General features: G+C 63.9%; 21 protein-coding genes. 15 read left to right on the forward strand and 6 right to left on the reverse strand.

The window, feature by feature from the left end; genetic code table 11:
- Nucleotides 1-3: 3 nt before the first annotated feature.
- Nucleotides 4-1,413, forward strand: a complete 1,410-nt coding sequence (locus ACPRTJ_RS23895; RefSeq protein WP_043862770.1) for an MFS transporter — start codon at nt 4-6, stop codon at nt 1,411-1,413.
- Here the strand turns inward: ACPRTJ_RS23895 and ACPRTJ_RS23900 are convergent, their stop codons facing one another.
- Both ACPRTJ_RS23900 and ACPRTJ_RS23905 read right to left on the reverse strand, forming a co-directional pair.
- On the reverse strand, nt 1,414-2,514 hold the full coding sequence (locus tag ACPRTJ_RS23900; RefSeq protein WP_043862771.1) for a sigma-54 interaction domain-containing protein: 1,101 nt from the start codon (nt 2,512-2,514) through the stop codon (nt 1,414-1,416).
- Between the two features lie 10 nt (nt 2,515-2,524).
- Nucleotides 2,525-3,700, reverse strand: coding sequence for an acyl-CoA dehydrogenase family protein (locus tag ACPRTJ_RS23905; protein WP_213086009.1), 1,176 nt, complete (start codon nt 3,698-3,700; stop codon nt 2,525-2,527).
- A 241-nt stretch (nt 3,701-3,941) separates the two neighbouring features.
- On the opposite strand from ACPRTJ_RS23905, the gene ACPRTJ_RS23910 reads away from it, so the two are divergent.
- Complete coding sequence (locus ACPRTJ_RS23910; RefSeq protein WP_043862773.1) at nt 3,942-4,157, forward strand: TOBE domain-containing protein; 216 nt, start codon at nt 3,942-3,944, stop codon at nt 4,155-4,157.
- 42 nt (nt 4,158-4,199) lie between these two features.
- On the opposite strand, the gene ACPRTJ_RS23915 is transcribed toward ACPRTJ_RS23910, so the two are convergent.
- A complete protein-coding gene (locus tag ACPRTJ_RS23915) occupies nt 4,200-5,150 on the reverse strand; it encodes a site-specific integrase (protein ID WP_058540184.1) in 951 nt (316 codons plus the stop codon).
- 177 nt (nt 5,151-5,327) lie between these two features.
- On the opposite strand from ACPRTJ_RS23915, the gene ACPRTJ_RS23920 reads away from it, so the two are divergent.
- Complete coding sequence (locus ACPRTJ_RS23920; RefSeq protein WP_426427385.1) at nt 5,328-6,356, forward strand: DNA-binding protein; 1,029 nt, start codon at nt 5,328-5,330, stop codon at nt 6,354-6,356.
- 34 nt (nt 6,357-6,390) lie between these two features.
- Here ACPRTJ_RS23920 and ACPRTJ_RS23925 read toward each other — a convergent pair whose 3' ends face one another.
- Nucleotides 6,391-6,906, reverse strand: a complete 516-nt coding sequence (locus tag ACPRTJ_RS23925) for a GNAT family N-acetyltransferase (RefSeq protein ID WP_104572454.1) — start codon at nt 6,904-6,906, stop codon at nt 6,391-6,393.
- A 166-nt stretch (nt 6,907-7,072) separates the two neighbouring features.
- Here ACPRTJ_RS23925 and ACPRTJ_RS23930 point away from each other — a divergent pair, with 166 nt between their 5' ends.
- From ACPRTJ_RS23930 to ACPRTJ_RS23960, 7 genes are all read left to right on the forward strand, one after another.
- Nucleotides 7,073-8,404 (forward strand): flavin-containing monooxygenase, encoded by a 1,332-nt coding sequence (locus ACPRTJ_RS23930; RefSeq protein WP_426427386.1) that lies wholly within the window; start codon nt 7,073-7,075, stop codon nt 8,402-8,404.
- A complete protein-coding gene (locus tag ACPRTJ_RS23935; RefSeq protein WP_003182257.1) occupies nt 8,404-8,814 on the forward strand; it encodes a RidA family protein in 411 nt (136 codons plus the stop codon). The genes ACPRTJ_RS23930 and ACPRTJ_RS23935 overlap by 1 nt, the downstream gene beginning before the upstream one ends.
- 10 nt (nt 8,815-8,824) lie before the next feature.
- A complete protein-coding gene (locus ACPRTJ_RS23940; protein WP_426427387.1) occupies nt 8,825-9,499 on the forward strand; it encodes a DUF1028 domain-containing protein in 675 nt (224 codons plus the stop codon).
- A complete protein-coding gene (argE, locus tag ACPRTJ_RS23945) occupies nt 9,492-10,652 on the forward strand; it encodes an acetylornithine deacetylase (RefSeq protein ID WP_426427388.1) in 1,161 nt (386 codons plus the stop codon). Before ACPRTJ_RS23940 ends, argE begins: the two co-directional genes overlap by 8 nt.
- Before the next feature lie 133 nt (nt 10,653-10,785).
- Nucleotides 10,786-11,826: an ABC transporter substrate-binding protein gene (locus tag ACPRTJ_RS23950; protein WP_043862780.1), complete on the forward strand. Its 1,041-nt coding sequence runs from the start codon at nt 10,786-10,788 to the stop codon at nt 11,824-11,826.
- A gap of 283 nt (nt 11,827-12,109) precedes the next feature.
- Nucleotides 12,110-12,604, forward strand: coding sequence for a DUF2599 domain-containing protein (locus ACPRTJ_RS23955; protein ID WP_078480985.1), 495 nt, complete (start codon nt 12,110-12,112; stop codon nt 12,602-12,604).
- A gap of 36 nt (nt 12,605-12,640) precedes the next feature.
- Complete coding sequence (locus tag ACPRTJ_RS23960; RefSeq protein ID WP_123752679.1) at nt 12,641-13,912, forward strand: DUF2599 domain-containing protein; 1,272 nt, start codon at nt 12,641-12,643, stop codon at nt 13,910-13,912.
- 125 nt (nt 13,913-14,037) lie between these two features.
- Here the strand turns inward: ACPRTJ_RS23960 and ACPRTJ_RS23965 are convergent, their stop codons facing one another.
- Nucleotides 14,038-14,949, reverse strand: a complete 912-nt coding sequence (locus ACPRTJ_RS23965) for a LysR substrate-binding domain-containing protein (protein ID WP_043862783.1) — start codon at nt 14,947-14,949, stop codon at nt 14,038-14,040.
- 220 nt (nt 14,950-15,169) lie between these two features.
- Here ACPRTJ_RS23965 and ACPRTJ_RS23970 point away from each other — a divergent pair, with 220 nt between their 5' ends.
- The 4 genes from ACPRTJ_RS23970 (at nt 15,170) to ACPRTJ_RS23985 (ending at nt 17,424) form a co-directional block, all read left to right on the forward strand.
- Entirely contained in the window at nt 15,170-15,379 is a 210-nt protein-coding gene (locus ACPRTJ_RS23970; protein WP_043862784.1) for a hypothetical protein, read from the forward strand.
- Between the two features lie 23 nt (nt 15,380-15,402).
- Nucleotides 15,403-15,672, forward strand: coding sequence for a hypothetical protein (locus ACPRTJ_RS23975; RefSeq protein ID WP_043862785.1), 270 nt, complete (start codon nt 15,403-15,405; stop codon nt 15,670-15,672).
- A 95-nt stretch (nt 15,673-15,767) separates the two neighbouring features.
- On the forward strand, nt 15,768-16,454 hold the full coding sequence (locus ACPRTJ_RS23980; protein ID WP_054914513.1) for a helix-turn-helix transcriptional regulator: 687 nt from the start codon (nt 15,768-15,770) through the stop codon (nt 16,452-16,454).
- Between the two features lie 52 nt (nt 16,455-16,506).
- The gene (locus ACPRTJ_RS23985) at nt 16,507-17,424 is read left to right on the forward strand and encodes a pyridoxal-phosphate dependent enzyme (protein WP_054914512.1); all 918 of its coding nucleotides are present in this window, start codon (nt 16,507-16,509) and stop codon (nt 17,422-17,424) included.
- A gap of 6 nt (nt 17,425-17,430) precedes the next feature.
- Here ACPRTJ_RS23985 and ACPRTJ_RS23990 read toward each other — a convergent pair whose 3' ends face one another.
- The gene (locus ACPRTJ_RS23990; RefSeq protein WP_043862787.1) at nt 17,431-18,138 is read right to left on the reverse strand and encodes an MgtC/SapB family protein; all 708 of its coding nucleotides are present in this window, start codon (nt 18,136-18,138) and stop codon (nt 17,431-17,433) included.
- Between the two features lie 557 nt (nt 18,139-18,695).
- Here ACPRTJ_RS23990 and ACPRTJ_RS23995 point away from each other — a divergent pair.
- Nucleotides 18,696-19,184, forward strand: a complete 489-nt coding sequence (locus tag ACPRTJ_RS23995) for a hypothetical protein (RefSeq protein ID WP_146095014.1) — start codon at nt 18,696-18,698, stop codon at nt 19,182-19,184.

Raw genomic sequence — 19,184 nt, forward strand, 5'->3', positions numbered from 1 at the left:
ACCATGGCCGAACCCCTGCCGGCCTTGCGGCCGGTTTCGCGCAAGGTGCCGATGATCATCGGCTGCGCGCTGTGCATGGAACTGATCGACTCCACCGTGGTGATGACGGCCTTGCCGCAGATGGCCAGCGACTTCGGCGCGCCGAGCGTGCGCATGAACCTGGTGGTGTCGCTGTACATGCTGGCCGCCGCGCTGTGCGTGCCGGTCAGTGGCTGGGCCGCCGACCGCTTCGGCCCACGACGGCTGTTCGTGGTGGCGATCGTGCTGTTCATCGTGTCGTCGCTGGCCTGCGCGGCCTCCACCTCGCTGCTGCAGCTGTGCCTGGCGCGCATGCTGCAGGGCGCGGCGGGGGCGATGATGGTGCCGGTGGGGCAGGTGATCCTGCTGCGCTGGTCGCCGCGCGAAGACCTGATGCGCAACCTGTCGTACCTGACCATTCCGGCGCTGATCGGGCCGATGATCGGGCCGCCGCTGGGCGGGCTGATGGTGACGTTCGTGTCGTGGCACTGGATCTTCCTGATCAACCTGCCCATCGGCCTGGTGGGCATCGTGCTGGTGCTGCGCCATGTACCGCATTATCCCGGGGTTCGTGCGCGGGCGCTGGATGTGCGCGGGCTGCTGCTCAGCGGCACCGCGCTGGGGGCGCTGGTGTTCGGTTTCGAGGCGCTGGGCCACGGCCTGCTGCCGCGAGCGTGGGTGGCGGTGATGATCGGGGCGGGGCTGCTGTGCGGCGCGTGGTACATCCGCCATGCACGGCGCTGCGCCGAACCGCTGCTGGACTTGTCGCTGCTGCGCATTCCCAGCTACCGCATCAGCTTCTGGGGCGGCAACCTGCTGCGCCTGGGTACCTCGTCGGGCCCATTCCTGCTGGTGCTGATGTTTCAGCTGTGCTTTGGCCTGAGCCCGCTGCATGCGGGGCTGCTGACCCTGGCGGGCGGCGCGGGGGCGTTTCTGATGAAGCTGCTGGCAGTGCGGGTGGTGCGCCGCTTCGGCATCCGTCGCACGCTCACCGGCAATGCGCTGCTCACCGGGCTGACCCTGGGGGCCTGTGCCAGCTTTACCAGCGATACGCCGTACTGGGTGATCGTGCTGATGCTGTTCGCCAGCGCAGTGATCCGTTCGCTGCAGTTCAGCACCCTGGGCGCGCTGACCTATGCGGATGTACCGGCGGCGCTGAGCAGCCGGGCCAGCAGCCTGTCGGCGATGACGGTGCAGTTGAGCATGAGCCTGTCGGTGGGGCTGGCCGCCTCGCTGCTGGGGGTGCTGATGAACCTGCGCGGGCACGCCACCCCCGTCACCAGCGACGTGGCCTGGGTGATGCTGCTGTGCGGGCTGGCGTGCATGGCCTCGGCACTGGTGTTCCGGCGCCTGGCAGCAGACGCCGGCAATGCGGTGTATGCCGCGCGTGGCTGATCAGATCGACAGGTTGAGCACCCGCTCGCCCTGGGTGGCGCCAGTGGGCCGGCGGCGATTGACCGCCAGTTCGCCGATCTTGATCAGGCGGGTACGCGTGACATTGCGGGTCAGGCCCAGCAGGTTGGCGGTGTGCACCTGGTTGTAGTGGCTGAAGCGGTAGGCCGCGCGCAACAGCGCGTCCTCGACCTGTTCGTGCAACGCGCCGGCCTGTTCCTCGAAGAGTTTCTGGAAGGCCCGCTCGAGCAGCGCCTGGGCCGAGTCGTCCTGGCTGGGGCTGTCGTCCTGGCGTTCGATGCGCATGTTCGACAGGCGCAGGTCGTCGTGCTCGATCAGGCCGTCGCGGCAGATCAGCAGGGTGTGGTGGATGACGTTTTCCAGCTCGCGGATGTTGCCCGGCCAGCCGTAGGTGCGCAGCTTGTGCTCGGCCTGGGCGCTCAGGCGCACCTGGCCGTAGCCCAGGCGCTGGCTGTAGGCATCGATGAAGTGGCGGGTCAGCGGCAGGATGTCGCCGGGGCGTTCGCGCAGCGGCACCAGCTCCAGACTGACCACGTCCAGACGGTAATAGAGGTCTTCGCGAAAGTGCCCGGCATTGATCGCCTTTTCCAGCTGCACGTTGGTGGCGGCCAGTACCCGCACATCGATGGGAATGCTCTTGCGCGAGCCCAGGCGCACCACTTCGCGCTCCTGCAGCACGCGCAGCAGCTTGACCTGGATCGGCATCGGCAGGTCGCCGATCTCGTCGAGGAACAGGGTGCCGCCGTTGGCCTCTTCGAACCAGCCGGCCTTGGCCGCCAGGGCGCCGGTGAAGGCGCCTTTCTCGTGGCCGAACAGCTCGGCCTCGACCAGCGATTCGGAAAACGCGCCGCAGTTGACGGCCACGAACGGCTTGTCACGTCGCCCGCTCAGGTTGTGAATGTGGCGCGCCACCAGCTCTTTGCCGGTACCGGTCTCGCCGATGATCAGCACGCTGGCTTCGCTGGGCGCCACCTGTTGCAGGTGCGCCAGCAGCGCACGTGACTTGGGGTCTTCGAACACCTGCGCGGTGGCGCGGATCGAGGTGGCCAACGCGGGCGAGGGCGGTAGGGTCAACAATTGCATGGCAGTCACACTATGAATAGAACGTCGGAATCGGCAGGCGCTGGTTCAAGGCCCAGTCGCCCAGTTCGTGGAGTTTGTAGTCCAGCGGGTCGTGCAGGCTCTGGGTGCGCAGGTTGCGCCAGTGCCGGTCGAGCCCCACCGAGGCCTGCGTGGCGCGGGCGCCGGTGACCTCGAAGACCTTGCTGCACAGCTCCAGGCCGTCGCGGCTGGCCGCCACCTTGGCGGTGGCGATGGCCACCGCCACCCGGCCGCGCTGGTCTGCGCCGAGCGCGGCGCCCTTGGCCCAGGCCCGGTCGAGTTCGCCGGCGGCGTTGTCGAGCAGCAGCCGGGCGCCTTGCAGGCGTACCCAGAAGTCGCCGAAGTGGCCCAGTACATAAGGATCGTCGCGGCTATCAAGGGCTGTGGACTTGAACCAGGGCCGGGTCTCGTTGAGGGTGTACTGGCGCGCTTCTTCGAACGCGCCTTCGGCGATGCCCAGGCAGATGTTGGCGAAATGCAGCTGGGCGATCAGCGGCCGCAGGCAGGCGAACGGCGTGCTCAGCGGGCCGGGGTCGAGCAGCAGGTCGCCTTCTTCCACGCGCACCCGTTCGAAGGTGGCGCTGCCGCTGTCGGTCTGGCGCTGGCCCATGTTGTGCCAGTCGTCGTGCAGGGTGATGCCGGTGCGACCGCTGGGTATCGCGGCAATCAGCAGCTTGCCCCCGGCAGCCTCGTCCACGGCCGAGGCAATCAGCATTTGTGAATCGCTGGCGCCCGAGCAGAAGCTCTTCTTGCCGGAGAATTCACGCCAGCTGCCGTGGTGCTTGACGATGGTGCGGGTGTCGAGGGGGTTGAGGGCATTGCCCCAGAACCAGTTCTTGCGCGCCGTCAGCTCGTACCAGGGCTGCCATTGCGAAGGTGCGCCGAACAGACGCACGGTGGCCAGCATCAGGTGGTGAAAGCCGAACACATGGGCAATCGAGCTGTCGACCCGGGCGAATTCGCGCACCACATCGAAGGTCTGGCTCCAGGTGGCGTTCAGCCCGCCGAACTCGCGGGGGATGCTCAGGGCCAGCAGGCCGCTGGCACGCAGGGCATCGCGTTCGGCCTTGGGCGTGCCGCCCTTGCGGTCGCGCTCTACCACGCTGCGGCTGAATGTCTGGGCCAGGTCGCGGGCAATCTGCAGCGGGGTCGATCGAGGGGTATGCAACGTGGCGCTCACGCGGGTTACCTGTGCAAAAAGGTTCGGGCCTCAAGGCCGGGCCCTGTCGATGCTAAATGATCTAAAAAACCTTAAATAAATAACGTTTAGGAATGTTGATATACAGCTTTTCATATTCCAAGCAGATCTATATTTGTCGTTATTTATTCTTTTTGATTTTTATCTTTGCGGTGCACTCTGCATTCACGCACTGCAACGACGGTGCTCCCAACTGCTAAGGAGCCACACCATGACCATCAAGGCGATCAACGTACGTAACCAGTTCAAGGGCACCATCAAGGAGATCATCGAGGGGCCGGTGGTCTCGGAAATCGACGTGCAGACCCAGGCCGGCATCGTCACCTCGGTGATCACCACGCGGTCGGTGCATGAGCTGGAACTGAGGATTGGCAGCGAGGTGATCGCGTTCGTGAAATCGACCGAGGTGTCGATCGCGAAGCTGTGAGAGGGGTGTGACGGTGAGCGCCGGGTGGCCTCACCGCAATGCTCAGTCGGCTGTCAGCACGTCCCTTCTGGCCGGCAACACTTCCAGCTCCCCGAACGACACCGACGCATCCACGTAGCGCAGCGCCGATTTCACGTCGCGCCAGCCCACGTGGGCCATCAGCGCTTTCATGTCCCAGCCATTGCCACTGGCCCAGGTGGCAAAGCCACGACGCAGCGAGTGGCTGCTGTAGAGGCTGGCGGGTAGCCCGGCATCTGCAAAAATCCGCCTCAGCAGCACGATCAGGCTGCCACTGTTGAGCGCCTGCTCGCCCAGGTTGCCCCAGCGATCGAGCTTGCGAAACACCGGCCCGCGGGCGATGCCCGCCACGCTGATCCAGTCGATGTAGGCCTGTACCGGGCACAGGCTCTTCAGGGCAGGGGTGCGATGACTGACCCCGCGGCCCTGCCGGTCCCCTTTGCTTTGCGCCAGGTACAGCTGCATGCCCACGCCCGCCTGGGCCTGGATGTGCTCCACGCGCAGGCGCGCCAGTTCATCGCCCCTGAACCCTCGCCAGAACCCGATCAGCAGCAGGGCGACATCGCGCCGTGCGCGCAGCAGCTCGGGCAGGCAGTGCGCCTGTTGCGCCTGTGCGGCCTTGGCGTGCAGTGCGTCGACCGTGCGCTGCAGGTGTTCCAGGGTCAGGGCTGCTGCCTGGCGCTCCTGCGCCGGGTGCACCGCGCGTATGCCCTTGAGCATCTGGCGCACCAGCGGCGCCTTGGTGGGGTCGGGAAAGCCCTGGCTGGTGTGCCACTGGCCCAGCGCGGCCAGGCGCTGGCGCAAGGTGTTGATCGAGTGCTGCTCGGCGTAATCGGCCAGGTAGCGCGCGATGCTGTCGGCCGTGGCCGGTAGAAAGCCACCCCAGCTCACCTCGAAATGCTCCACGGCCGCGCGGTAGCTGCGCCGCGTGTTGTCCCTTACGGCTGCGTCCAGGTAGCGATCGAGCTTGTTCATCGGCAGGTTCTCCATCGGTGTACGGCTGAGCGACTGCAACCGGGCGTTTTTTGCCTATCACATGTGATAAGCCGTGATTATTTCATCTTTTACTCTGATTTCTATAGGCATTTTTTCAATTTAATTTAGTATGTATCTACATAGTACGTACCACATTACGAAATAGTAGGAGCACCCATGGCCCGTGGCGGTATCAACAAGGCAATCGTGCAGAAGGCGCGTCAGGCGCTATTGGCCCGTGGCGAACACCCCAGTATCGATGCCGTACGCATCGAGCTGGGCAACACCGGGTCCAAGACCACGATTCACCGCTACCTCAAGGAGCTGGACGCGCAGCAACCGACACTGGCAGCGGACAAGCCGGGCATGAGCGAAGCCCTGGCCAACCTGGTCAGTCAGCTGGCCCAGCAACTGGTGGAGGAGGGCGACGCGCGTATCGAAGCGGCGCAGAACGTGTTCCACCATGAAAAGGCGGCGTTGCAGGGCGAACTGCAGGCGATCCAGCAGGCGCTGGCGACCCTGCAGCAGCAACACCAGATTCAGGCCGAGGCGCTGGCGGGTGAGTCGGCGCAGTTGGCCACGACCCGCAGTACCCTGCAGACCGAGCAGACGCGCAATGCCACCTTGAATCAGGCGGTAGGTGAGTTGAACCTGCGCCTGAACGACAAGGACGAGCAGATCCAGTCGCTGGAAGACAAGCACCAGCATGCCCGCGATGCGCTGGAGCATTACCGCACCGCCACCCGTGAGCAGCGCGAGCAGGATCAGCGCCGCCATGAGGCGCAGGTGCAGCAGTTGCAGGTCGAGGTGCGTCAGTTGCAGCAGAGCCTGATCGTCAAGCAGGACGAACTGACGCGGCTCAACCGCGACAACGAGCGCTTGCTGGTGGAGGCGCGTCAGGTGCAGCGTGAGCGGCAGGCGCTGCAGGACCAGCAGGCGCAACAGGCACAGGAGATCAAGACCTTGATGGCCAGCCTGGCGCAGTCGTTGGGTGCGCGGGAGGAGCTGCTGCGGCAGAACCAGGTGCTGGGGCAGCAGGTGGAGCAGGGGGCGGGTGAACAACGCCAGCAACAGCAGGTGATTGAGCAATTGCAGGCGCAGGTCGAGCAGCGCGATGCAGAGCTGGAGGCCTTGAAGGCAAAGGAGCAAGCCTCAGACCGAGCTGAAGCCGAGCAGACAGGGCAGGGTGCGTTGCAGCGAATCTAGGAGCCGGCCTTGCCGGCGTCTTGGGGGGCGCCAGTTAGTCGCGCAATGACAAGCGCATCGCACACCGCCCCTGCAACCCTCGCGAAGCCTCGTACGCCATCTGCCGGCGCAACATACCGCTTAACGACGCCTCTTCCAGCCTCTCGAAACCCAACCGTGCATAAAACGGTGCATTCCACGGCACCGCCACAAAGGTGGTGAGGGTCAGGGCCGCGAAGCCCTGGGCCTCGGCATGCGCGCGCACGGCCGCAATCAATCGCCGACCCAGGCCCTGGCCTTGCTGCGCATGATCCACCGCCAGCTCTTCGATGTGCAGCGACTCATCGAACGCGCTGGCACACACGAACCCAATTGGGCGATCCCGCCGATCCACCACCACCCACTCGAGCCCGGCAGCCACGAACTCCAGGTGCTCGACGCTGCTGAGCACCGTGTGCTCGGCAATCCACGCCAGTGCCGGCACTTGCACAAAGGCCTGGGCCGCAGAGCGCTCTATGGCAGGCAGCAGGGGAGCATCGGTAGGGGTCGCCAGGCGAATGGAAAAGGACATCGGGCACGCTCTGCAATGGGAACCCACGCAGTCTGTGCAAAGCACCAGGGTTGTGCAAGCGCCCCCGGCATGGGCAATACGGGGGCACGCTTTTTCCTTGCCAGTGGCGACATAAATCATAATTTCGCTAATACCCGGCGGCGCACAGAATGCGGGCAACCCCCTCATGCAGAAGCGCACAGCCATGACCGTTGAAAAAACCCGAATTGATACGCTTGTAGTAGGCGCCGGTCAGGCCGGCGTGGCCATGAGTGAGCACCTGGGCCGCCTCGGGGTGCAGCACCTGGTGCTGGAACGCAACCGCATCGCCGAAGCCTGGCGCACCGGTCGCTGGGACTCGCTGGTGGCCAACGGCCCGGCCTGGCACGACCGCTTCCCGGGCCTGGAATTCGAAGGCCTGGATGCCGACGCCTTCGCCGGCAAGGATCAGGTGGCGGCCTACTTCGAGACCTATGCCAAGAAGATCGACGCGCCCATTCGTACCGGTGTCGAAGTGCTCAAGGTCGAACGCAACGAAGGTCGCCCGGGCTTTACGGTGCAGACCTCCATGGGCCTGATCGAGGCCAACCAGGTGGTGGTGGCCACCGGGCCGTTCCAGCGCCCGGTGATCCCGCCTATCGCTCCGCAGCTTCCCGGCATTACCCAGCTGCATTCGGCCGACTACCACAACCCCCGGCAATTGCCCGAAGGCGCGGTGCTGGTGGTAGGCGCGGGCTCCTCGGGTGTGCAGATCGCCGATGAACTGCAGCGCGCCGGCAAGCAGGTGTACCTGTCGGTGGGCGCGCACGATCGCCCGCCACGCGCCTACCGCAATCGCGACTTCTGCTGGTGGCTGGGGGTGCTCGGCCTGTGGGACGCCGAAGGCGTGCAGCCCGGCAAGGAGCACGTGACCATCGCGGTCAGCGGTGCCCGTGGCGGACATACCGTGGACTTTCGCAAGCTGGCCCACCAGGGCATCACGCTGGTGGGCCTGACCCGCGCATTCGATCAAGGTGTGGTCAGCTTCGAGGCCAACCTGGCCGAGAACATCGCCCGCGGCGACGAGAACTACCTGGCGCTGCTCGATGCCGCCGACGACTACATTGCACGCAACGGCCTGGACCTGCCCGAAGAACCCGAAGCACGCCACATGCTGCCCGACCCGCAGTGCCTGACCCAACCGATTCTTGAGCTGGACCTGGCCAAGGCCGGTGTCAGCTCGATCATCTGGGCCACCGGTTACTCGACCGACTACAGCTGGCTGAAGGTCGATGCCTTCAAGCCCGACGGCAAGCCACAGCATCAGCGCGGTGTGTCCCGCGAACCGGGGATCTATTTCGTCGGCCTGCCGTGGCTGTCGCGCCGCGGCTCCGCCTTTATCTGGGGCGTGTGGCACGACGCCCGGCACATCGCCGAGCACATCGTTAAACAGCGCACCTATTTCGACTACCGCGACGCCGCGCAACGCGAGGCTGCCGCCCACTGTGATTCCAACGTCCAGAAACTGGGAGTACGTTGATGCCTACCCATACCCGCATCCGCATGTTCAACACCAAGGATACCTACCCCAACCAGACCCTGGACAACGATCTGTGCCAGGCCGTGCGTGCCGGCAACACGGTCTACGTGCGTGGCCAGGTGGGCACCGATTTCGACGGTCAACTGGTCGGCCTTGGCGACCCACGGGCCCAGGCCGAGCAGGCGATGCGCAACGTCAAGCAACTGCTCGAAGAAGCCGGCAGCGACCTGAGCCACATCGTCAAGACCACCACCTACCTGATTGACCCGCGCTACCGCGAGCCGGTGTACCAGGAGGTCGGCAAATGGCTCAAGGGCGTGTTTCCGATTTCCACCGGGCTGGTGGTCAGTGCCCTGGGCCAACCGCAATGGCTGATGGAAATCGACGTGATCGCGGTGATCCCCGAATAAGGAGCGGCACATGACTTTTTCTATCGTCGGACGCTGCGCCGAAACCGGCCAGCTGGGTATCGCCATCAGCTCGTCGAGCATCGCCGTGGGCGCGCGTTGCCCCTGGCTGCGCGCCGGCGTGGGCGCGGTGTCGAGCCAGAACATCACGTTGCCGGCGCTGGGCCCGCAGATACTCGATGGCCTGGCCGACGGGCTGGCCCCCGCCACGGCCCTGGACCAGGCGCTGTCGAGCAATGGCTATGGCCAGTACCGTCAGGTAGCGGTGTTGGATGCCCAGGGGCGCACCGCACTCTTCAGTGGCAGCCACGCACTGGGCACCCACAATGCAGTGGCAGGCGATCAATGCGTGGCCGCCGGCAACCTGCTGGCCAGCAGCGCGGTGATCGAACGCATGGTCGAGGCCTTCGAGCGCAGCGAGGGCTGCCTGGCCGCCCGGTTGCTCACGGCATTGCAGGCGGGGCAGGCCGCAGGCGGCGAGGCCGGGGCGGTGCACTCGGCGGCACTGTCGGTGGTCGGCGATCTGACCTGGCCGATCGTCGACCTGCGGGTGGACTGGGCCGACGAGAATCCCATCGGCGAACTGCACAAACTGTGGACCGCCTATGAACCCCAGTTGCAGGACTACCTGACCCGCGCCCTGGACCCGACGCAGGCACCCAGCTACGGAGTGCCCGGCGATGAGTGAATGGCGTAGCCGCACCCTGCTGGCGCAGCTGGTCGGCTTCGCCACGGTGAGCCGGGATTCGAACCTGGCGCTGATCGAGTTCGTGCGCGATTACCTGGACGATCTGGGGGTGGACTGCGAGCTGATCTACAACGCCGAACGCACCAAGGCCAACCTGCTGGCCAGCATCGGCCCGGGTGTGGAGGGTGGCGTGGTGCTGTCCGGACACACTGATGTGGTGCCGGTGGACGGCCAGGCCTGGACGGTGCCGCCGTTCGACCTGAGCGAGCAGGACGGCAAGCTGTACGGCCGGGGCACTGCCGACATGAAAGGCTACCTGGCCTCGGTGCTCGCGGCGGTGCCGCTGTTTCTGGCAAGCCCGTTGCGCCGCCCGGTGCACCTGGCGTTTTCGTATGACGAAGAGGTGGGTTGCCTGGGGGTGCGCAGCCTGCTCGAGGTGTTGCCACGGCGTATCCCGATGCCGGCGCTGTGCCTGATCGGCGAGCCCACCGAACTCAAGCCGGTGCTCGGGCACAAGGGCAAGCTGGCCATGCGCTGCCATGTGCACGGCGCGGCCTGTCATTCGGCCTACGCGCCCTATGGCGTCAACGCCATCGAGCAGGCGGTGCGGCTGATCGGCCAGCTGGGCGCAATCGGTACGCGCCTGGCGGCGCCGGAGCTTCACGACGAACGATTTGACCCGGCATTTTCGACCGTGCAGGTGGGCACGATCCAGGGCGGCACGGCGCTGAACATCGTGCCGGCCGATTGCCGTTTCGATTTCGAGGTGCGGGCGCTGCCGGCGTTCGCCCCGCAAGCGGTGGCCGATGAATTGCAGGCGTTTGCCGCGCGCGAAGTAGTGCCGGCGATGCAGGCGGTCAATGCCGACAGCGGCATTCGTTTCGAAGCACTGTCGAGCTACCCGGGGCTTGCCACGCCACCGGACAGCGCGGCGGCGCAGCTGATTGCCCGGCTGTGCGGCAGCGATGCCTTCAGCACGGTGGCCTTTGGCACCGAAGGCGGGCTGTTCGACCAGGCCGGCATACCGGCGGTGGTCTGCGGGCCGGGCAGCATGGACCAGGGACACAAGCCGGACGAATACGTCAGCGTCGAACAGCTGGCTGGTTGTGACCGGCTGATGGAGCGTCTGGCGGCGTTTTTGAGCGAGACATAACACACAGATCGGCATACGAGCCGGCCAACGTTGCACCTTTTACTGCCGTAGAGCAGGACGACCGTACCCGCGGTCGCCTAACAAAACCCCGCCGGCGCGCACGAGCGTGCCGGCCTAGTCGAGGAAGTGAGCCATGACCCGATCCTTGCGTTGCAGCGTTCCGTTTGCCCTGGCCCTGTTGAGCAGTGCCGTGTTTGCCGCCCCGCAGAACCTGACCGTCATCTCGTTTGGCGGCGCCACCAAGCAGGCACAGGAAAAGGCCTACTTCCAGCCATTCAATGCCAGCGGTGCGGGCACCGTGGTGGCAGGCGAGTACAACGGCGAGCTGTCGAAAATCAAGGCCATGGTCGACGTCGGCCACACCAGCTGGGATGTGGTCGAGGTCGAAAGCCCCGAGCTGTTGCGCGGCTGTGATGAAGGCCTGTTCGAGAAACTCGACCCGCAACGTTTCGGTGACCAGGCCAATTTTGTGCCCGGCACCTTCACCGAGTGCGGCGTGGCCACCTATGTATGGTCGATGGTGATGGCCTACGACCATGCCAAGCTGGCCAAGGGGCCGACCTCATGGGCGGACTTCTGGAACGTGAAGGACTTCCCCGGCAAGCGCGGCCTGCGCAAGGGCGCCAAGTACACCCTGGAGATCGCCTTGCTCGCCGACGGCGTCAAGCCCGATGAGTTGTACAAGGTGCTCGGCACCCCTGAAGGGGTGAGCCGCGCGTTCGCCAAGCTGGACCAGATCAAGTCCAACATCCAGTGGTGGGAAGCCGGGGCGCAACCTGCGCAGTGGTTGATTGCCGGCGATGTGGTGATGAGCGCGGCGTACAACGGGCGCATCGCGGCTGCGCAGAAGGAGGGCATGAAGCTGAGCATCGTATGGCCGCAGAGCCTGTTCGACCCTGAATACTGGGCGGTGGTGAAGGGTACGCCGAACAAGAAACTGGCCGAGGATTTCATTGCGTTCGCCAGCCAGCCACAGGCGCAGAAGGTGTTCTCGGAAAACATTCCGTATGGCCCGGTAAACAAGCAGACCCTGGGTTTGCTGCCAGCCGAAGTACAGAAGCAGTTGCCCACTGCCGAAGCCAACCTGGCCCAGGCGCGAGCAGTGGATGCGGCGTTCTGGGTTGACCATGGCGAGGAGCTGGAACAACGCTTCAATGCCTGGGCGGCGCGCTGATTCGAGCCAATATCCCACCCAGGCCTTAGCCCCCGCTACTGATACTTCTGTCAGTAGCGGGCTGGTGTTGCTCACCGTTACTGTTTGCCTTGCCGTTGGGCAGACAGTGGGAGAGCGACATGAACACCTTGCGACATACGCTGGCCCGGCCTGTCCGTACCGAACAAGCCCCCCTGGAACATCAAGACGCGCCGCCCGTATGCGCGTCACCAGCCCGCAATGGCAGCCAACGGCAACCCCTGAAGTGTGATCGACATGGGCAATCCTGCCAAAGGAGCCGGTGATGCCCATCCATCTTGCGACCAGAGCTTGTTGTTTGCTGGCAGCAGTATTGCTGACTGGCTGCATCCATCCGAGCCAGCAGTCGACGCCTCATGCGCCAGGCACCCAGGCGTCGAGCAGCGAGCTTTCCTCCGTCGACGCTTCGCCTGGCGAAGCCGCTGCGCGCGCACGTTGCACGCGCTACTTCGAGTCGGGGCAGTGGAGCTACCGCTACGACCCAGGCATCCGCAAGAACGCCTGGACCCTGGAGCTCACGCCTACCTATTGCGGACGACGCATCCGCCAGGACGAAACCAACGCCGCCTACGCGGAACTGTACAAGCGCTACGGCAGTGACTGGCGCTGGCGCCTCGACAACGGGGGCGGCATGCGTCGTCAGTTGGTGTGCCACCTGGCCACCGCCCGCTACAAGAAAACCTGGAACCTGGAGCCTTTTCGACCCGATGTGTCTCATCGCGTATCGGTGGCTGCCGGTTGCAATCCGACGCCACGTTGACAGGCAGTTTCAGCATTGCAGCACAAGGAGTGGACCATGAACAGGTTAAAGGTGTTGATGTTTCTGGGGTGCGTCGCAGCCAGTGCGCCGGGGTTGGCACAGTGGGCGCCTGGCTCACCACGCAGCTCGCTGGAGGACGGCAATGCCACCGTAGCCGACCTCAGGTACAACTACAGCGCAGGCAACTCGCATTGCGGTGATTCAGGCAAACCGCCGTTTCTATGCAGCGGTGTCCTGATGCGCGTCACCCAGCGGCCGCAGAACCCCGGGGCATTTCGCATCTGGGACCCTAGCCCGACCTCGGCGAGAAGTGGCGGAACGTCGTTCTCCTACATACGTTACGACGCAAGGTTCAGATCAGTGGCGTGGGGATTCAACGACGGTCTGATCATGTATCCCCAGGACCGCAGGCCAGCGGGCAAGGACCTGCTGATGGTGCAGTGCGCCTACAGCATGGATGGCTGGAACTGGTTCAGGAACACACCCTGCGGCACCATGGTCTACGAGGGAGTTGTTTACCCACACAGCCGGCCATGCCAGAGCCAGGGCGTCACCACGCCTCAACAATGGCTCGGGATCTGGTACCAGCCCGCCAAGTACCGCCCGCTGAATCAATGCGGCTTCGACATGCGCAGGGGCGTTGCCAACAGTGCCGGTTACTTCATGCTCATGCTGCAGATGAAAAACATACTGGCCGCAGAAGGGTTCAGCGAGCAGAACGAACTTGTTGTTACGACATGGCCGGCGGGTCGTGCCAGAACCCTGCCCATCCAGGCATTCTTCTATATGCCAGTGGGTGTGCCTGCCCACTGGCCGGCAGGGGTACCGAACGGGCTGGCCGCTGCCAGGCTCAACCAGAAGGAGTTTCGGGCCGACACCGGCATCATCGTGCCCATTGTGCGGCTGACGCCACCTGCCAACATCAATGATCACTTCCGCTTCGACTTTATCGTTGCCGATCAAGCCGAAACAGGTTCGACCGGGGTCGTGCCTCCGAAACCGGTGCCAGGCCGCTGCCCGCGCTACATAGACTCGGTGAAATGGGGCGCGATCAATGGCAACCAGTGGAGCCTGGAAATCAAGCCTTCCGCCTGTACCCGCACTATTGCCGCAGACCAGACCGACCTGGCGTTCCAGGAGCTGCTGAACAAGGCCGGCAGTGACCGGCAGTGGAGCAACACCAACAGCATGCGTCGCCAGTTCGTCTGCCTGCTGACCACGTACCGAACCAAAGCATCCTGGTTCATCGAGCCGCATCGCCCTTATGTGTCCCACGAGGCGGCGGTCAAGGCCAACTGCAACCCCTAGGTTGTTGCAGGCCCGCACTTTATTGCGGCCGAGCACAGGTCGTGAGTTGTCGCTTTATTGATACCTGCTGAAACTAAGCACTTGGCAGGCAGACGCAGTTACAGCGTGCAGTGATCGGCCCGCTTTCACGCCAGCCACAGCCTGAACTGCTCCTTGCAGTAATCCACGAACAACTGCGCAGGCTTGGTCAGCTGCGCACGTTTGAGCCAGGCGGCCACCAGTGCCGAACCGGTCACGTCTTCGGCGATATCCACGCACACCAGTGGCTGGCCGTCATAGCTGATGGTGGAACGTGGCCGCGTCACCAGCAGTGCGAAACCGAAACCCTGGCCGACCATGCCGCGCACCATCTCGATAGAGGGCGAGCCGAACACGATGTTCGGGTTCAGGCCCAGTTCCTCGAAAATGCTCACGAAATAGGTACGGCTGGGTTGCACGTCCAGCAGGATCATCGGCTCAAGTACCAGGTCGCGCAGCGAGACCTGGGCTTGACCGGCGAAGCGATGGCCAGCAGGCAGCAGGGCGTAGGGCCTTTGCGGCGCGGTCAGCGGCTCGGTTTCGATGGTGCTGTCCAGGTCATGCTGGTAGAAGATCGCCAGGTCGAAGCGGCCGGCCGTCAGCCCCTGTACCAGCTCTTGCTGCTCGCCATCGCGCAGGCGAATTTCCACGCCCGGAAAGCGTTGGCGAAACCCGGCGATCAGCCGCGGCAGATAGAGTGGGGCGACGGTTTCGAAACAGCCGATGTCGATCTGCCCACTCACCACGTCGTTGTCCGCCAGGGCGTTCTGCTCGAACTCATGGGCCATGCGCAGCAGTTCCTGAGCCTTGCGGTAGAACCGCGCACCGCCCGGGGTCAGTGAAACCCCCTGGGCATGATGCCGAATCAGCAACTGTACGCCGAACCCGTCTTCGAGCCCCTTGATGGCCGTGGATATCGATGGCTGTGCGATGTACAGCTTGCGCGAGGCTTCGGCTACGCTGCCGCATTCGACCGTGGTGACGAAATATCTAAGCTGACGCAGGGTATAGGACGCCACGCAAACACCTCAGGTTGTAGTTTTTGCCTACCTTACCGCGTGCTGGCCTTGCGTGCCCCGCAGGTTGCAGCGGATTTTGCGGGGCACAGAGCATATTTTTCCTTCGCTGGCGGGTACGCGGCCCCTGACCATTGATCGGCTGGCTGGCACCTACCACGTCCAGGGGCCTCGAAAAACTGCAGGGCCCGCATTTGTCGGACCACGACCTGAGGTGACCGCCATGGCTATCGATCCACGCCCGCAGGATGACCCACTGTGGAAGGACCCGCTCAACGACCCGCGACGCGAACACGACCCGGTGACTGACCCGAACGTGCGTGGCGACGACGATCGCCGCGAACACCCTAACGACGTCGAGGGCATTCCCGACACCAACCCGTCAGTGCCCGAACCTGACGAGCCGACGCCACTGTCGGATGAACGACGCTGAACCTGTACCGGAGGACGCCAAGCATGATTCATGACCCGCGCAACCGCGAGCCCGTTGCTGAAGACCAGCCACAACCGCTGCCGCAAACCTGGAAACGCCCGGACGATGGCAAGAGCCTGCCTGAACGCGATGTGGAGGTGCCGTTGCAGGATGCCGGACGCCCGGACGAAGGAGGGCAGGAGCAGAGCAATACACCCGAACCTCACAAGGAAAACCCCTACAGCCCTGACTTCAAGCCACAACGTGAGCGCAAGCCGCGCACTGATGCCGATATCGATACCGATGGTGGCTAGCACGCGATTTTGTGCTGCGATGATTTTAACGAACCGTTGAAAATTAAACTTTATGTTGATATTTTCTCGGTTCGTTTTTTCTTGTGGTGCGCTCGATGGCCCTCGATACAACCCCTGAACGCCAGCTGGTGCTGGGCGTACTGCACGCAACGGTGCAGATGCTTGGCACTGTGCTGGGACGCACCACCGAGGTGGTCCTGCACGACCTGACCCGGCCGGAACATTCGGTGATTGCCATTGCCAACGGGCATGTCAGTGGGCGTCAGATCGGCAGCCCGGTACTGGCCGGGCCTCGTGAAGACCAGGGGTTCAATGCGGTGCTGCAGGCCCTGCGCGACAAGGGCAGCCATACCCCGGTGGTGGTGGGCAACTACCCGAGCCTGGGCCGCGACGGCAAGACCCTGCGCAGTGCCACTGCGGTGTTCCGCGACGCCTTGGGCGAGCCCTATGCCAGCCTGTGCGTGAACACCGACTTCAGTGGCATCGCCGCCGCCCAGGCGTGCCTTGAACAGCTGCTGCCCGGCACCGGGGCAGCCCCCGGCGAGCCCACCGAGAACCAACCCGACCTCGAGCAGTTGATGGCGCAGATCATCGATGCCGCCCTGCACGACGCACGCAGCCAGGGCCGGCGTATCGCCAAGGCGCAGAAGCTCGAGGCGGTGCGCCAGATGCACGATGGCGGACTGTTCATCGTCAAGGGCGCCGTCGAGAAAGCTGCCGCCGCACTCGGGGTGACACGCTACACCATCTACAACTACCTCGATGAAATCCGCAACCGCTGAGCAAGCGTTGAAATTCAATCGATCGTCGAACTGGCCTGACCTGGAGCCTGGTATGTCCCTGCATCTCGAAACCCCTTTGGTACCTTCGCGCCCGCTCAGCCTGGCCAGCGGCCAGGACGTGTGGCTCAAGCTCGACGCCCTGCAGCCCTGTGGCTCGTTCAAGCTGCGTGGCGTGGGCCTGGCTTGCCAGGCCTATGCCAGGCAAGGCAAGCGCCGCTTCGTGTCCTCGTCGGGGGGCAACGCCGGTATTGCGGTGGCCTATGCGGGCCGCTGCCTGGGCTTGCCGGTGACCGTGGTGGTGCCGCAAACCACCACCGAACGCGCCAGGCAGCTGATTCGCCAGGAGGACGCCGAGGTCATCGTGCACGGCAGCGCCTGGCACGAGGCCAATGCCTATGCGCAATCGCTGCTCACCGACGACGCGGCCTTCATCCACCCCTTCGACGATCCGCTGCTATGGCAAGGCCATGCCAGCCTGATCGACGAGGTGGTCATCAGTGGGTTCAAGCCCGATGCGATCGTGCTCTCGGTGGGCGGGGGCGGCCTGTTGGCCGGGGTGTGCGAGGGGTTGGCACGTAACGACTGGGCTGACGTGCCGGTATTTGCCGTGGAGACCGACGGCGCCGCCTCGCTGGCTGCCGCGATGGCCAGCAAGGCCCCGACGGCCCTGCCCGCAGTGACCAGCGTGGCGACCTCGCTGGGGGCCAAGCAGGTATGCCAGCAGGCCTTCGAACTCAGCCAGCAACGGCCGATTCACAGCCATGTGGTGACTGACGCTCAGGCGCTGGATGCCTGCGAACGTTTTCTGCTCGACCACCGTATCCTGGTGGAGCCGGCCTGTGGTGCAGCGCTGGCGCTGGCCTATGCACCGAGTGAGGCACTCAAGGCATATCAGTCGGTGCTGGTGGTGGTGTGCGGCGGGGTGACGGCCACCCACGAACAGATCCGCGAGTGGCGCGCCAGTTGCTGAAGCGGGTCAGTCCGACGCCAGCTCGAATACCTGCCAGCGTACCGAACTGACGCCTTTCTCAAGGCTCACCCGGCTGGCCAGGTGCTCGAGCTGCGAGGGCGCCTGCGGGTCGCCCATCAACTCGGCCCGCACCTCCAGCTTGGCCGGGTTGGGCAGGTCTTCACTGTGCAGTGATTGCAGGCGCAGGCCGCTGCTACCAAAGCTGTGCAGCATCAGGCTGCGTACCTGGATCTCGTCTTCGGCGCGGCATACGATGCGCACCTCGTAACGCTGCTCGGCCTCGCTGGCCGGTAACACATCCTGCTGGTTCAGCCGCTGGGCGATGTCACGCAGCAGGATGTTGGCGCATAGAACCATCAGGCTGCCCAGGCTCGCCTCAAGCAGTAACCCCAGGCTGCACAGCACACCGACGGCGGCGGTACACCACAGCGTGGCAGCGGTGTTCAGGCCGCGCACGTTCATGCCGTCGCGCATGATTACGCCGCCGCCCAGAAAACCGATGCCCGACACCACATAGGCCGCCACCCGCGAAGCGTCGGCCGGGAGCATGCCCGGTACGGCCTGGGTCACCAGCACGAACAGGCAGGCGCCGGTGCTCACCAGCGCATTGGTGCGCAGCCCGGTGAGGCGCTGACGCAGTTGACGTTCAGCGCCGATCAGCGCCCCCAGTACCAGCGCGACAGCCACGCGCAGCAAGAATACTTTCCAATCCATGAACCACCTCAAGGCACCGGCAGACAGCCGGCGTCAGCGCACTTGTGCGCGTAAAGATTTCGGGGATGGCAACGGGTACGAGCAGCCGACACACCTCGTCACGATGAGGGGCGTCAAGCGGGGAGGGGAAATGAAGATGCGTCATCCCGCCAGGGATGCGGATCGCCACTGACCACCGTGTTCGGCGAGCAGTGGCAGAAGGGTCTGCTGGACTAGCTCGCCGGCTGTACCTGTCGCAATCGACTAGGGCAACTGTCCAATGCAGGACTCCTGTGCAGGCTTGCAAAAATGCGGGCGAGAACGTAACGCCATGGTGCGAGCCGGTCAAGGCTTTTGTTGCAAGTGAATGAGTGTGCCAGCCTGGGCAGAGGGTTCAGCACGCGTAACTTTCACTCGATGTGCCCAGTGTTGCCATACACGTTTCATGCCTTGCAACTGGCAATATTACCAGTCTGAAAACACAGGTGCTCAGCATGAACTTGTTTAACTAGCAACTTGACCGGGAGGGCAGTGATCTTACACTCTGAATGCCACGCTGCCAGATAAAGGGCATCCTCATGAACCTCCATTTTTCGCGCACCCTTATTGCTTTCACGCTTTTCGTGATAATGATTGTGCTCTCGCTGGTCATCATCCTTTTCATGAATAAGTCCACAACGCCTCCTCCTGCACCACAGGGTATTTCAGTGTTGCATTTGTACAAAAAAAACAGCGGGGGATGCACTATCCAGATGACCGTCGGCATGCATCGCTTTGCCAACAATGATTGCGACAATGACGAGATGTATAACTTCGCCGTTGAAAACCCTCGGGATGGCGTAAGGTTCGGCATTTACAATGCCGGGCACTGTAATTCGGATGAGTCCTATTCGCACTACAAAATCGTCAATCCGATCTATGGTCAGATGACTGCAAAAATAAGTGTTTCAAAGGCCCATTATGTCGCTATTGGCCAGGAGGTAACCCGGGGCATCATCTCCGAGGGCTTCAAGGATGGGAAGCTGGAGGGCAAGGTGTCCTGCGTCTATGTATCAGCCGATGGATAA

The sequence above is a fragment of the Pseudomonas palmensis genome (genome assembly GCF_049942755.1).
In the GTDB taxonomy this organism is placed as follows: Bacteria; Pseudomonadota; Gammaproteobacteria; order Pseudomonadales; family Pseudomonadaceae; genus Aquipseudomonas; species Aquipseudomonas palmensis.